This window comes from Streptomyces sp. NPDC093801, assembly GCF_040701585.1.
GTDB lineage: Bacteria > Actinomycetota > Actinomycetes > Streptomycetales > Streptomycetaceae > Streptomyces.
This window is the reverse complement of the sequence record NZ_JBFBDP010000004.1, coordinates 191967-204462: the sequence shown is the minus strand read 5'-3', so window position 1 is coordinate 204462 and position 12496 is coordinate 191967. Positions and strand designations below refer to the sequence as shown.

Below are 12496 nucleotides of genomic sequence, written 5' to 3'. Positions count from 1 at the left end.
GGCAACTGAGGCCGCCCGCCGGGCACAGGGCGCGGCGAGCGTCCGAACTTGGTGTCGCACCTGCGGGCCGGGGTCGGGAGCATCTAGATAACTGACATCGCAGATGCCAGCCGATTCACGCTTTACAGCTTGCATATGTTTATTGAATGCGAGATTTGATGGGCGAATGCGGTAGGGCCGCCCATGTCTTGATTCCCGCAGGGGGTGGTTCTTCACGGCCGTGGGATGAATCTCGGGATCTCAAGCCCTTCGGATCACATTCGGGCGGCGTCACATATCTGCTGGTCAGAGCACCCGTGATTCGGCCGTCGGTATTTTCCTCCTAATCCTCAGCCGTGTGCTTCCGGTGGTTGTGTGGGAGTTGCCGAAATCCAGGCCGCCCTCTTGTGCCTGGATAGTGGCGGACCGCTATCTTCCTGGCATGGCTGGTGAACGGGTACGAGAGCGGCGGCTGGCTTTGCGCTGGTCGCAGGAGGAGTTGGCGGCTGCTGCGGGGGTTTCGCGGCAGTCGGTCGCGGCGGTGGAGTCCGGGCGGCAGGTTCCTTCGGTGACGGCTGCGCTCGGGCTTGCCGCGGCGTTCGGCTGCTCGGTGGAGGAGCTCTTCGCTGCGTCCGGGCCGGAGGTGTTCGCTCCGGTGATGGCCGACGAAGGGCAGCCGGAGGTGGGTACGCCGCTGGCGGTGGCCCGGGTCGGTGAGAACCAGGTGTGGGCGCCGCTCGGCGAGAGCGACGGGCACGGTTTCACGCTGGCCGACGCCGTCTGGTCCGAGCGGGGGCCGCAGTTGCTGGACGGCGCGTCGGTCGACGGGTTCGTGGTGGCGGGCTGTGAGCCTGCCCTCGGGATGGCCGCAGCTGCTGGCCCTGGCCGCGGTCCCGGGCGGCTGGTGGTCGTGCACGCTTCCTCGGGCCGGTCGATGGCCGCGCTGGCCGCCGGCCGGGCGCACGCCGCAGTCGTTCACGGTCCTGCCGGTGAACTGCCGCAGGTACCCGACGGGGTGGCGAGGTGGGAGCTCGCACGCTGGCCGGTGGGCCTGGCCCATGACGGGCCCGCGCCCGCCCTGTCCGCGATCGGCACCGGCCTCGTGCCGGTGGCCCACCGAGACGCGCAGGCCGGTTCCCAGCAGGCGCTGCTGCGGACCCTTGCCGCCGCCGGTGCTCCCGACCAGGTCGCGGGCCCGGTGGTCTCCGGCCACCTGGCCTCGGCGCGGATGACTGCGGCCGGGCAGGTGGCGGCGGGGATCACCACGGCCGCCGCCGCGGCGTCGGTCGGTTTGGACTTCTCCCCGTGGGAGGAGCACGTCGTGCAGCTGTGGGTGGACCGGCGGTTCGTCGAACACCCCGGCATGTCGACGCTGTTGCAGGTGTGGTGTTCGCCTCGGGTGAGCGCTCAGTTGCGCCGGCTGGGCGGATACACGCTCACCGGCGCCGGACAAGAGGTGAACGCGTGATCGACGTGGCATCAGACAAGGCATTGGCCGGGGCCGCGCGGTCGCGGTCGACACCGCTGGTCTTCGGGGCTGGCGCCATGGTGGGTGTGCTCGGCGGCATGATCGGCCTGGGCGGTGCCGAGTTCCGACTGCCGCTGCTGATCAGCATGTTCGGCTTCGCTGCCCTGTCGGCGGTCATCCTGAACAAGGCGATGAGCCTGGTCGTCGTGATCACCGCCCTGCCCGCCCGACTCGCCGCGGTCTCCTTCAGCGACCTCGGCGCCCACTGGTCGATCGCGGTCAACCTGCTGGCCGGCAGCCTCCTCGGCGCGTGGGCGGGAGCATCGTGGGCCGTGCGGATGCGCTCGTCCACCCTCTACAAGGTCCTCGCCGTCCTGATGGTAGGCATGGCTGGTGCACTCGTCCTCACCCACACCACCGCCGTCGGAACCCTGGACCTGCCGGGCCCCGTCCAGATCGTGGCCGGAGTGGTGGCCGGGTTCGGGATCGGGGTCGTCGCGGCCATCATGGGCGTAGCCGGCGGCGAGCTTCTGATTCCCACGATCGTGCTGCTGTTCGGCGCCGACATCAAGCTCGCGGGAAGCCTGTCCCTGCTGGTGTCCCTGCCGACGATGCTGGTGGCCTTCGCCCGCTACAGCCGCGACGGCAGCTTCGCCGTCCTTGGCGCCAACCTCCGCTTCGCCGCTCTCCTGGCCGGAGGATCCATCGCCGGCGCGCTCCTCGGCGGGCTCCTGCTCGGAGTGATCCCGGACATCGTCCTGATCCCCGGCCTCGCGCTGATCCTGCTGATCTCGGCCGTCAAGGTCGCCCGCCACTAGTAGACCAGCCGGTAGGAAGCAGGAAGAGGGATGCCCCCACGCCGCGGCACCCTTCTTCCTACGGCGGACAGCGAAAGTCAACGGCACGTGCCGCGCTCCACGTGGAGCAGGCCGAGCGCCTGCTGGGCCTCAGTCCCGACACCGCCCACCGCTGGGCCGACGCGGGGAAGTTCCCCGCGCGCCGGGAAGGCGGCGACGGCGCGGGCCGACGCCTCATCGCCGGCCGCGATGTCGCCGCGTTCGCCGTCGACCTTGCCAACCGCGCCCCGGAGGACGACAGCGGAGACGCCGACTTGTGAACGGGCATTCGGTGCTGCTGGATTTGAAGGAATTGCTGCCCGCGCGCGCCGCTGCCTTCGTGCTCATTGGGTTCGGGCGGGGCGACATCGAGGAGGGTCTCCTGCCAGGGTCTTGTTCGTCCCCTGGTGGTACAGCGGTCGCATCCGCCCGGACCAGGGCAAACGTCCGTGAGAGCGGCTCCTGGGAGGCGGCTGGTCCGGGAATCGGCCTGTCGGGCCTCTACTTCGCATGGACCGCCTTCGGGATCCTCTACGGCGCCATGCTCCGCACAAGCCACGCGCGACGCGTCGGCGGAGGCGGCACCCGGTCATCCACGTCGGGACGCGGTGGGCAGTCCCCGGCTCTCTCCGGCTCTTCCCAGAACCCCTGACACCGGGCGGGTGCCCCATCCGGCTCCTTATTGCGCATATATTGCAGTTGCAGGTTGAGTGCAGAAGGAGTGGGTGCTGTGGCCGGACCGGTGGTGCTGGGGATCGAGTCGTCGTGTGACGAGACCGGCGCGGGCATCGTTCAGGACGGGAAGCTGCTGGCGCACGTGGTGGCGTCGAGCATGGGCGAGCACGCCCTCTTTGGCGGTGTGGTGCCCGAGATCGCGGCCCGTGCCCACCTGCACGCCTTCAACCCGGTGGTCAGGCAGGCCCTCGACCAGGCCGGGCTGCGGATCGACCAACTCGACGCGGTCGCCGTCACCACGGGCCCGGGACTCTCCGGCGCCCTCCAGGTCGGCCTGGCCGGGGCGAAGACCCTGGCCTACGCGGCCGGGGTGCCGCTGTACGGCGTCCACCACCTGGCCGGGCACGTCGCCGCCGACACCCTGGAGCACGGCCCTCTGCCCGACCCGTGCGTGGTACTGATCGTCTCCGGCGGCCACACCTCGCTCCTCCTCGTCCAGGACCTCGTGCGCGAGCCGATCCTGCACCTCGGAGACACCCTCGACGACGCGGCCGGCGAATGCTTCGACAAGGTCGCACGCATCCTCGGCCTGCCGTACCCAGGCGGTCCTGCCATCGACAAGGCCGCGCGGGACGGGAACCCGAAGGCCGTGGCCTTCCCGCGCCCGCTCACCCGGCCCGGCGACGACCCGTACGCCTTCTCCTTCTCCGGCCTCAAGACCGCCGCCGCCCGCTGGGTCGAGCAGCACCGCCAGCGCGGCGAGGAGGTGCCGGTGGCCGACGGCGCCGCCGCCCTCCAGGAAGCCGTGGCCGACGTCCTGACCCGCAAGGCCATGGCGGCCTGCAAGGCATACGACGTGAAGACACTGGTCGTGGTCGGCGGAGTAGCCGCCAACTCCCGCGTCCGCGCCCTCGCGGAGAAGCGGTGCGCCTCCGTCGGCATCGAACTCCGGGTCCCGCCCATGACCTTGTGCACGGACAACGGGGCGATGATCGCCGCCGTCGGGGACCTGCTCGTCCGCTCGGGCGCCGAGCCGGCCCCGCTGGACGTATCGATCGACCCGTCCGCCCCGCTCGAATACGCGTCCCTGACCCCCCTCGCACGCCCCGCCGTCAGGGCAGCCTGATGCCCGTCGATGTCCCGTGCATGTCCGCTCCTGAGGTACTCGGGTACATAGGCGGGGTGCGTGAGGTCTACGCCGAGGCCTACGGAGCCCCGCCCTGGGAGGAGGATCCGGGCCGGTCTGACGTCTACGTCCGGCGGCTCGCCGACGACGTGAAGCGCCCGGGCTTCACCGCGGCCCTCGCCCTCGACGGGGACGTCGTCCTCGGTTACGCCACGGCCTGGACGACTCCGGAGTCCTTCCCGACCGACCGCTGCTACCCGCACGTATCGGCGGCTCTGGGCGAGCGACACACCTCTGCCTGGCTGTGTGGCGCACGGGAGGTCGACGAGTTGGCCGTCGCCGCCCGTGCCCGGGGCACCGGACTGGGCGCCCGGTTGCTGGCTGCTGTCACCGAGGAGCGCGCCGACGGCCTCTGCTGGCTACTGACCTCGATCCGCGCCAAGGCCGCCTGCGCGTTCTACGAGCGACAGGGCTGGACCCAGGCCACCCACCCCGCACCCGGGGGAGCCGGCTACGCCGCCTTCCTCGGCCCCCGACACCCGGCCCGCACAGCCGCCCCTCGCCCCCTCTGAGAACCGACCAACGGAGCCGATCCACCGTGCGTACCGCCGACATCCGCAGCAGATTCCTCGACTTCTTCACCGAACGCGGCCACACGCCCGTCCCCAGCGCGCCGCTGCCCACCCCGGACCCGACGCTGTTGTTCGTCAACGCCGGCATGGTGCCGTTCAAGCCGTACTTCACCGGGGAGATCGCCCCACTATGGGAACGGGCGACCAGCGTGCAGAAGTGCGTACGGACCCTGGACATCGAGGAGGTCGGGAAGACCACCCGGCACGGCTCGTTCTTCCAGATGAACGGCAACTTCTCCTTCGGGGACTACTTCAAGGAAGAAGCCATCGCCTACGCCTGGGAGCTGTCGACGGCCTCCCAGACGAACGGCGGCTACGGCCTCGACCCGGACAAGATCTGGGTCACCGTCCACCACTCCGACACCGAATCCCGCGGCATCTGGCGCAAGGTCGCGGGCCTGCCCGACGAGCGGATCGTGGCCCGGGGCGACGAGGACAACTTCTGGTCCATGGGCGTCCCCGGCCCCTGCGGCCCCTGCTCCGAGCTGTACTACGACCGCGGCCCGGCCCTCGGCCGCGAAGGCGGCCCGGCGGTCGACGAGGACCGGTACATGGAGTTCTGGAACCTCGTCTTCATGCAGTACGAGCGCGGCGAGGGCCCCGGCAAGTCCGGCTACCCGATCCTGGGCGAACTGCCGCGCCGCAACATCGACACCGGCATGGGCCTGGAGCGCATGGCCACCCTGCTCCAGGGCGTCGACAACCTCTACGAGATCGACGAAACCCGCCCCATCCTCGACCGCGCGGCCGCCCTCGCGGGTGTCCGGTACGGGGCCGACGCCGAGGCCGACGTACGACTGCGGGTCGTCGCCGACCACGTCCGTACCGCCCTGATGCTCCTCGGCGACGGCACCGCCCCCGGCAACGAGGGCCGCGGCTACGTCCTGCGCCGCATCCTGCGCCGCGCGGTCCGCTCCATGCGCCAGCTCGGCTACCAGGACCCGGCCCTGCGCGAGCTGCTCCCGGTGGCCCGCGACTGCATGGCCCCCAGCTACCCCGAGATCACCGAAGCGTTCCCCCGGATCACCGACCAGGCGTACGGCGAGGAGGCCACCTTCCGCGCCACCCTCAAGCAGGGCACCACCGTCCTCGACACCGCCGTCACCAAGGTCAAGGCGGAGGGCGGACGTTCGTTGCCCGGCGCGCAGGCGTTCCTGCTGCACGACACCTACGGCTTCCCCATCGACCTCACCCTCGAGATGGCTGCCGAGCAGGGCGTGGAGGTCGACCGCGAAGGCTTCACGGCACTGATGAACGCCCAGCGGGAGCGGGCCCGCGCGGACGCCCGCGCCCGCAAGTCCGGCGGCGCCGTCGACACCACCGCCCTGCGCTCCGTCCTGGACGCGAACGGGCCGACCGACTGGCTGGCCTGGGAGACCCTGACCACCGAATCCCGTGTCCTCGCCGTCCTGGGTGCCGAGGGCGCGGTACCCGTGGCCCGGATCGGGGAGATCGTCACCGTCGTCCTCGACCGTTCCCCCTTCTATGCTGAGTCCGGTGGTCAGGACAGCGATGCGGGCGTCCTCTCCGGTGCCTCCGTCGAGGCCGAGGTGCTGGACGTCCAGCGGCCCCTGCCCAGCCTGGTCGCCCACCAGGTCCGGATCACCGCGGGCGAGCTCGCCCCCGGTGACGCAGTACACGCAGCCGTCGACCCGGAATGGCGGCTCGGTGCCCGCCAGGCCCACTCCGGCACGCACGTCCTGCACGCGGCCCTGCGCGAGGTCCTCGGCCCCACTGCCCTCCAGGCCGGCTCGTACAACCGGCCCGGCTACCTCCGGCTCGACTTCCCCTGGCGCGGCGGGCTCTCGACTACTGTCCGCAGCGAGGTGGAGGAGGCCGCGAACCGGGCCCTGCGCCGTGACCTGCCGGTCGGCGTGCAGTGGATGACCCTCCCCGAGGCGAAGGAGCTGGGCGCGCTCGCCCTCTTCGACGAGACGTACGGGGAGAAGGTCCGGGTCGTCGAGATCGGTGGGGCCTGGTCGCGGGAGCTGTGCGGCGGCACCCACGTCGAGCACGCCTCACAGATCGGCACGGTCGCCCTGACCTCGGAGGGCTCGGTCGGCGCGGGCATGCGCCGCCTGGAGGCCGCCGTCGGCGTCGAGGGCTTCGCGTACCTGGCCCGTGAACGGGACCTCGTCGCCCGGATCGCCGAACAGCTGGGCGCCCCGCGCGCCGAGCTGCCCGAGAAGATCGCCGGGCTGCTGGACCGGCTCAAGGCCGCCGACAGGGAGAACGCCCGACTCAAGCAGCAGGCCACCACCGTCCGCGCCGCCGCGCTGGCCAGGAGCGCGGTCGACGCGAACGGCGTCCAGGTGGTCGTCACCACCGCCGACGGCGGCGGTGACGAGGCCCGCGCCCTGGCGACAGCCGTACGCGACCGGCTGTCCGCCGCGATGCCGGGCGTCGTCGGCGTAGGTACGGCGGCCGGGGTGGTCGTCGTAGCGCTGAACAAGGCCGCCCGCGAGGCGGGGCTGCACGCGGCCTCGCTGGTCAAGCAGCTCCTCGGCGGCCGCGGCGGCGGCTCCCCGGAGCTGGCCCAGGGCGGCGGCCTGGCAGCGGAACGCCTCGCCGACACGCTGGCGCAGCTGCCCCGCCTCGTCGGTAGCCGCTGACCCGCTCCCCGGGGAGGCCGTGGCCGAATGCCACGGCCTCCCCATGGCGGTGCAAAACCTCCGCCAGCTGCCGGCCGGCCTTAGGCCACGGCGGCCTCAAACCGCTCCTGCACACAGGTTGCAAGAGCACTCTCTTGGCGATAGATGTGGAACGCGACCGAGAGAAGACACCCATGACCGCCGCCGTACCTGTCCCACCAGCGCCTTCTCGCTCCCGATGGCAACGCTTCACCGGGTCCATGACCCGGGCGGAGTGGCGGCGGGTGGCCGGGATGACCGCGTTCATCGCCGCTCTCCACGTCATCGGCTGGTTCACCCTCGTCGCGATCGTCGCGCCCGAGCACTACAGCCTGGGCGAGAAGACCTTCGGCATCGGGATCGGCGTCACCGCCTACACCCTGGGCATGCGGCACGCCTTCGACGCCGACCACATCGCCGCGATCGACAACACCACCCGCAAGCTCATGCACGAGGGCCAGCGCCCCCTGTCGGTCGGCTTCTGGTTCTCGCTGGGCCACTCCACCATCGTCTTCGCCCTCGCCGTACTGCTCTCCCTCGGGATCAAGGCCCTCGCCGGCCCCGTCGAGAACGACGACTCCCAGCTCCACAACATCACCGGCTGGATCGGCACCACGGTCTCCGGCGTCTTCCTCTACGCCATCGCGATCATCAACCTCGTGATCCTGGCCGGGATCTGGAAGGTGTTCCGCGAGATGCGCTCCGGGCAGTTCGACGAAGCCGCCCTGGAGGAGCAGCTGAACAACCGCGGCTTCATGAACCGCCTCCTGGGCCGGCTGATGCGGTCGATCACCAAGCCCTGGCAGATGTACCCGCTCGGGATGCTGTTCGGGCTCGGCTTCGACACCGCCACCGAGATCGCCCTGCTGGTCCTCGCCGGGACCGGTGCCGCTTCCGGGCTGCCCTGGTACGCGATCCTCTGCCTGCCGGTCCTCTTCGCGGCGGGGATGTCGCTCCTGGACACGATCGACGGCTCGTTCATGAACTTCGCCTACGGCTGGGCCTTCTCCAAGCCGGTCCGCAAGGTCTATTACAACCTCACCATCACCGGCCTGTCGGTGGCCGTAGCCCTGATCATCGGCACGGTCGAGCTGCTGGGTCTCGTCGGCGAGAAGCTCGACCTGCACGGACCGTTCTGGGACTGGGTCGGCAGCCTCGACCTCAACATCATCGGCTACCTCATCGTGGGCCTCTTCATCGCCACGTGGATCGTCGCGTTCGCAGTCTGGAGGTTCGGCCGTATCGAGGAGAAGTGGACTGCTGACCTCCAGCCCGCCCACGCGGGAGGCGAGGCGGGAACAGACCGGCAGCCGTGACCCTGCGGCGGGACTGGGGTCTCCTTTCCTGCAGACGGGGAAGGGGCCCCAGCGCCGTTTCACGGGCTGACCGCTTCCGGCGCCGGCCGTTGTGATCTCCCGGAGGTCTCTGTCAGGTCACTCCGCCGAGAGTCGCGGGGTGCGCTGCGGCTCGGAGCGCCGGGTGCGAGCGTTGCAGCTCACTTCTCAGCCGGGATCGTGCTGGGCTTGAAGCTGACCGGGGCTTGGAAGCGGGCTTTGCGGGCCGCTCGGCGGAAGACGGTGAGGACGGCCGGGCCGGCCAGGCAGACGCAGATGAAGTTGGTGACGGCGCGGCCGGTGTCCCAGCCGAGGGAGGTGGCGAGGTCGAAGGCGAGGTAGCGGTGGAACTGTTCGGTGAACGGCAGGCCGGGGAGGTAGGCGATGGAGCTGTTGGGGTCGAGGGAGAAGGGCCAGAAGGAGAGGTTGAGGAGGAAGCCGAAGAGGTAGCCGGAGACGGAGCCGTAGACGGCGAGCATCGCGACTTCCTTGCGGCCGGTGGCCTTCGGGAGGAAACCGGCCAGCATGCCCACGAAGGCGCAGCCGAACATCTGGTACGGCATCCACGGCCCGACGCCGCCGGTGATGAGGGCGGAGGCGAAGAGGGAGGTGCAGCCCAGGGTGAAGCCGAAGCCCGGGCCGTAGACCCGGCCGGCGAGGACGAGGATGAAGAAGACGGTCTCGATTCCCGCCGTGCCCGCGCCCAGGGGGCGGATGGCCGCGTTGACAGCCGACAGGACGCCCAGCATGGCGAGGGCCTTGGAGTTGATGCCGCCCTCGGCGATCTCGGAGATGACGACGCAGAGCACGATGACGAGCAGGACGCCGAAGATCAGCGGCGGGGCGTAGTTCGACCCGAACTTCCCTGGCGCGACGAGGAACGGCCAGAAGAAGGCGACGATGCCGAGGAAGGCCGCCATGGCGATGACGATGCCGGCGCGCGCGTTGATCCGGATGGCTGCGGCGCGTGCGGTCATGAGGCCGGGTCCGTCTCGTCGTCGGTGAGGGTGGCGGCCGCCTGGGCGACCGTGAGGTAGGGGAGCGGGGCGAGGATCTTCGCGGTCTGGGGGGCGAAGACGGGGGAGGCGACGATTACCTCGGTGGTGGGGCCGTCGGCGACGACGTCGCCTTCCGCCATGACGACGACGCGGTCGGCGGCGCGGGCGACGAACTCGACGTCGTGAGTGGAGATCACGACGGCCCTGCCTTCTGCGGCGAGGTCATCGACGATGCGGATCAGCTCGCTCTTCGCCCGGTAGTCGAGCCCGCGGGTGGGCTCGTCGAGGAGGAGCACCCGGGGTGCGGCGGTCAGCTGGATCGCGAGGACGAGGGCGAGCTTCTGGCCCTCGGACAGGTCGCGGGGGTGGGTGGCGTCGGGGATGCCGGGTGCGAGCCGGTCCAGGATGGTGCGGGCCCGGATCCCGTCGGCGGCGACGCCGGACTCGGCGTCGGCCTGGTCGAGTTCCTGCTTGACGCTCTCCAGGTAGAGGAGGTCGGTGGGGGTCTGCGGGACCAGCCCGACCAGCTGTCGGGCGTCCGCGGCCGACAGCTTCCGGGGGTCCAGCGGCTTCGAGTCGCCTGCGGCGCCGACGGCCACGGAGCCGGCCTTACGCGGTCCGGAGCCCTGGAGGGCCCACAGGAGGGAGGACTTGCCGGAGCCGTTGCGGCCCATGAGCGCGGTGATCTCACCGCCGCGCAGGTCGAGGTCGACCTCGCGGACGGCTGGGACGCCCTGGTAGGTCACCGTCACACCGTGAGCCGTCAGCAGCGTGGTGGCATCGGCTGCGGGTGCCGGGCGTACCGGCGGTGGCGTGACTCCGGCGAGCCGGGACCGCAGAGGGGCCGCGGCCCGGCGGGCGTCGCGGATCGAGAGGGGCAGGGGGGCCCAGCCCGCGGCGCGGCCCAGTTCGACGATGGGCGGGGCGATGGAGGAGGTGCGGAAGATCTCGGCGGGTGTGCCGGAGACGACCCGGCCGTTGCCGGGCAGGTGGATGACGCGGTCGGCGTACTGGACCACGCGCTCCAGGCGGTGTTCGGCGAGGAGGACGGTGACGCCGAGGTCGTGGACGAGCCGGGTGACGGCCGCCAGGACCTCCTCCGCGGCCGTCGGGTCCAGGGCGGAGGTGGGCTCGTCCAGCACGAGCACGCGGGGATGGGCGGTGAGGACGGAGCCGATGGCGACCCGCTGCTGCTGGCCGCCCGAGAGCTCGTGCAGGGCGCGGTGGCGCAGGTCGGCGAGGCCGAGGAGGTCGAGGGTCTCCTCCACGCGCTTGCGCATCGTCGCCGGGGGGACCGCCAGCTGCTCCATGGCGTAGGCGAGTTCCTCCTCGACGGTGTCGGTGACGAACCCGTCGAGCGGGTCCTGGCCCACGACGCCGACGACGTCGGCGAGTTCGCGGGGCGGGTGCTCGGCCGTGTTGCGGCCGTCGACGAGTACGCGGCCGTACAGGGTGCCGCCGGTGAAGTGTGGGACGAGCCCGTTGACGGCGCCGAGGAGGGTGGACTTGCCGACGCCGGTGTGGCCGACGACGAGGCAGAGTTCGCCTTCCTCGACGGTTAGGTCGACGTCGCGCAGGACCGGTTCGGCCGTGTCCTCGTACTGGACGGTGACCTGGTCGAAGTGGATCACTTGGGTTCCTCGGTGCGCTGGGGCGGGACGGCCGCCCGGGCCGGAGCGGCCGGCGGCGGGGCCAGGAAGCCGGCGGCTCCCGCGAGGAGGATCGCGGCGGCCGGCACGAGCGGCAGGGTGGGCCAACTGAGCGGGTAGATGGAGGGGTTGAGCTCGGCCGCATTGAAGCCGACGTTGGCGAAGAGCAGGACGGCGGAGAGGACGCCGCAGCCGGCGACGGCCCATTCGGCGAAGCGCCACGGGTCGGGTCGGTACGCGGTCCGTGTGATCCGGCGGCCTCCCAGGCGCAGCCCGGCGAAGCACAGCACGGCTCCGGCGCCCATGGCCGGGAGCCCGAGCAGCTTCGGCGCGGTCGCGTCGAGCAGTCCGTAGGCCCCGGCGCACAGGCCGCACATGCCGAGCAGCATCAGGGTGCCGGTCAGGCGGCGGGAACGCCGGGTGGCCGTGCCCGCGCGACCGTAGCCGCGGGAGTCCATGGCGGCGGCCAGGCGCAGGGACCGTTCGAGTGCGTCCTCCAGGACGGGGACGATGATGCCGCGCAGGGCGCGCAGTCCCTTCGAGCGTCCTGCCCGCAGGCGCTTGGCGCGGTGGACGCGCTGCACGCTCTGGACGAGCTGCGGGGCGACGCTGATGGAGACGGTGACGGCGACGCCCAGTTCGTAGAGGGCGCCGGGCAGTACGCGCAGGGCTCGTTTGGGGTTGGCGAGGGTGTTGGCGGCGCCGATGCAGCAGAGCATGCAGGCCAGGCGTAGTCCGTCCGTCGCGGCGGAGAGGAGGGCTTCCAGGGAGACGGGGCCGCCGAGTTGGATGCCCGCGTACCAGTCGGGGGTGGGGATGTGGGGGAGGGAGAAGAGGAAGTGGTCACGGGGGGTGATGCCGGTGGCGAAGATCGCGCGGAAGGTGACGCGGATCGTGACGACGGTCAGTGCGAGGTAGAGGTAGTACTTGAAGCCGCGGGCCCAGGGCGCCTCGGTGCGGCGCATGGTGATGACGTAGCCGAGGACCGCGAGGACGAGGAAGAGCAGCAGCGGGTTGTTGGTGCGGCTGACGGCGGTGGCGAGGGCGAGGGCCCAGATCCACCAGGCGACGGGGTGCAGGGTGCGGGGCAGGCGGCGGCCGCCCGTGTCCGGCGAGAGGCCGGACACGGGCGGCTTCGCCGCCTGCGTCGAGGTGGTGGTGCGTGGCAC

9 protein-coding genes and 1 pseudogene are annotated in these 12496 nt (G+C 71.3%); 7 read left to right on the top strand and 3 right to left on the bottom strand.

Translation table 11 applies throughout. From position 1 onward, the window contains the following. The first annotated feature begins 421 nt into the window (after positions 1 to 421). From AB0469_RS06150 to AB0469_RS06120, 7 genes and pseudogenes are all read left to right on the top strand, one after another. Positions 422 to 1447 (top strand): helix-turn-helix transcriptional regulator, encoded by a 1026-nt coding sequence (locus tag AB0469_RS06150; protein ID WP_366450139.1) that lies wholly within the window; start codon positions 422 to 424, stop codon positions 1445 to 1447. Further along, positions 1444 to 2265 (top strand): sulfite exporter TauE/SafE family protein, encoded by an 822-nt coding sequence (locus AB0469_RS06145; protein WP_366450138.1) that lies wholly within the window; start codon positions 1444 to 1446, stop codon positions 2263 to 2265. Before AB0469_RS06150 ends, AB0469_RS06145 begins: the two co-directional genes overlap by 4 nt. A 101-nt stretch (positions 2266 to 2366) precedes the next feature. Then, positions 2367 to 2537, top strand: a pseudogene (locus AB0469_RS06140) (helix-turn-helix domain-containing protein); the annotation flags it as partial. Between the two features lie 488 nt (positions 2538 to 3025). Next, positions 3026 to 4084 carry a tRNA (adenosine(37)-N6)-threonylcarbamoyltransferase complex transferase subunit TsaD gene (tsaD, locus tag AB0469_RS06135; RefSeq protein WP_366450243.1) on the top strand — a complete coding sequence of 353 codons (1059 nt, stop codon included), beginning with the start codon at positions 3026 to 3028 and terminating at the stop codon, positions 4082 to 4084. Between the two features lie 20 nt (positions 4085 to 4104). Further along, positions 4105 to 4656: a GNAT family N-acetyltransferase gene (locus tag AB0469_RS06130; RefSeq protein WP_366450137.1), complete on the top strand. Its 552-nt coding sequence runs from the start codon at positions 4105 to 4107 to the stop codon at positions 4654 to 4656. Between the two features lie 26 nt (positions 4657 to 4682). After that, on the top strand, positions 4683 to 7328 hold the full coding sequence (gene alaS / locus AB0469_RS06125; RefSeq protein ID WP_366450136.1) for an alanine--tRNA ligase: 2646 nt from the start codon (positions 4683 to 4685) through the stop codon (positions 7326 to 7328). Between the two features lie 239 nt (positions 7329 to 7567). Continuing rightward, complete coding sequence (locus AB0469_RS06120) at positions 7568 to 8662, top strand: HoxN/HupN/NixA family nickel/cobalt transporter (protein ID WP_366450135.1); 1095 nt, start codon at positions 7568 to 7570, stop codon at positions 8660 to 8662. Positions 8663 to 8841: 179 nt separating this feature from the next. Here the strand turns inward: AB0469_RS06120 and AB0469_RS06115 are convergent, their stop codons facing one another. Genes AB0469_RS06115 through AB0469_RS06105 form a run of 3 tightly spaced genes read right to left on the bottom strand, consistent with a single transcriptional unit; the run spans position 8842 to position 12496 of the window. Continuing rightward, complete coding sequence (locus AB0469_RS06115) at positions 8842 to 9657, bottom strand: ECF transporter S component (protein WP_366450134.1); 816 nt, start codon at positions 9655 to 9657, stop codon at positions 8842 to 8844. After that, a complete protein-coding gene (locus AB0469_RS06110) occupies positions 9654 to 11309 on the bottom strand; it encodes an ATP-binding cassette domain-containing protein (RefSeq protein ID WP_366450133.1) in 1656 nt (551 codons plus the stop codon). The genes AB0469_RS06115 and AB0469_RS06110 overlap by 4 nt, the downstream gene beginning before the upstream one ends. Next, on the bottom strand, positions 11306 to 12496 hold the full coding sequence (locus AB0469_RS06105; protein WP_366450132.1) for an energy-coupling factor transporter transmembrane component T: 1191 nt from the start codon (positions 12494 to 12496) through the stop codon (positions 11306 to 11308). The genes AB0469_RS06110 and AB0469_RS06105 overlap by 4 nt, the downstream gene beginning before the upstream one ends.